Annotated in this window: 2 protein-coding genes; one reads left to right on the top strand and one right to left on the bottom strand. The window is 65.2% G+C overall.

Annotation, left to right across the window (positions count from 1 at the left end; genetic code table 11):
- The first annotated feature begins 328 nt into the window (after positions 1-328).
- Positions 329-511 (top strand): hypothetical protein, encoded by a 183-nt coding sequence (locus IF89_RS46775; protein ID WP_158718147.1) that lies wholly within the window; start codon positions 329-331, stop codon positions 509-511.
- A gap of 406 nt (positions 512-917) precedes the next feature.
- Here IF89_RS46775 and IF89_RS0135480 read toward each other — a convergent pair.
- Positions 918-1154: transposase family protein (locus IF89_RS0135480; RefSeq protein ID WP_030777299.1), on the bottom strand; the 237-nt coding region annotated here is incomplete at its 5' end.

The raw sequence follows: 1154 nt of genomic DNA, 5'->3' as shown, positions 1-1154 counted from the left end.
CCGTCCGAAATCGCCAGATCACGCCCTCGAACTGCCGTCACCGCCGCTCGGGGCACGGGCCGCACTCGCCGCCGGCAGGTACGGCCAAATGAACTCCCCGTCGGCACCAGCCAGTTGCACGCGCTTCACACAACATGATCTACCGGATCCGGCGCGACCAGGAGGGCGAAACCCGCAGATTGATCACAATCCAATACTCGCTTTAACAGGCAACAAGGCTGCCTGGTAGACGAGTTGAGACGTGAGATCTCCCGCCCAACTGTCCGGGAGCCTTGTCCGTTACGACCTCTTGCCTGTCACCCGATCGCTGGCCAACTCGAAGAAGCTCATGGAGAGCATGGGAAAGAAGAAGGCGCGTCCTCGGCGTTCGTTTATGCCGGAGTTCAAGGCCGAGATCGGTGAGCTGTGCCGGCGGGGTGACCGCTCGGTCGGTCAGGTCGCCAAGGACTGCGACCTGACCGAGACCGCGGTGCGCGACTGGGCCCGCCAGGTCCAGGTCGATGCTGGTTAACGCGACGGTCTGGCCAGCAGCGAACGCGAGGAGTTGGCGGCTCTTCGGCGTGAGAACTGCAGGCTGGGGGAGGACGTGGACGTCCTCCAGCGTGCGACGGCTTTTTTCGCCACGGAGACCCGGTGAGCGTGGACCCGTTCATCGAGGCGGAGAAAAGCGCAGGCCACAGCGTCAAACGGGCGTGTGTACTGCTTAAGGTCTCCCGGACCGCCTACTACGCCCGTCGCAACGGCAGCCCGGTCCCCGGGAAGTGCAAGACGCGGAGCTGACCGAAAAGATCACCGCCGTGCACCAGCGTTCCCGAGGCACCTATGGCGCGTCCATACCGTTCTCAAGCGCGAGGGGGCGGGCTGCGGACGTCGCCGGGTCGCACGGAGGACGGCTGGCCGGCACAGACTGAGCGTTTTCAGCGGTGAGTCTCCAGGGTGAGGATGGCTCTGGCGATTGACGTGAGTCTGCTGGGGCTGAGGCGGGCTTTGCGAAGGATGCGCCAGGTCTTGATGCGGGCGATGGTTCTCTCGACGGGCCAGCGGAGGCGGGAGTCGGCCCGGTTGACGGACTTCTGTTTGATGGTGAGGTCCTTGCCCGGCTTTCTCCGGGCGGGCACGGCCACCAGGCCGCCGGCTCCCTGATAGGCCTTGTC

It is taken from the genome of Streptomyces sp. NRRL F-2664 (assembly GCF_000719345.1).
Classification (GTDB): domain Bacteria; phylum Actinomycetota; class Actinomycetes; order Streptomycetales; family Streptomycetaceae; genus Streptomyces.
This window is presented reverse-complemented; position numbering and strand designations above follow the sequence as displayed.

Coding starts and splice junctions, on each gene's coding strand:
- IF89_RS46775 (WP_158718147.1), top strand. CDS start 329: ATGGAGAGCATGGGAAAGAAGAAGGCGCGTCCTCGGCGTTCGTTTATG.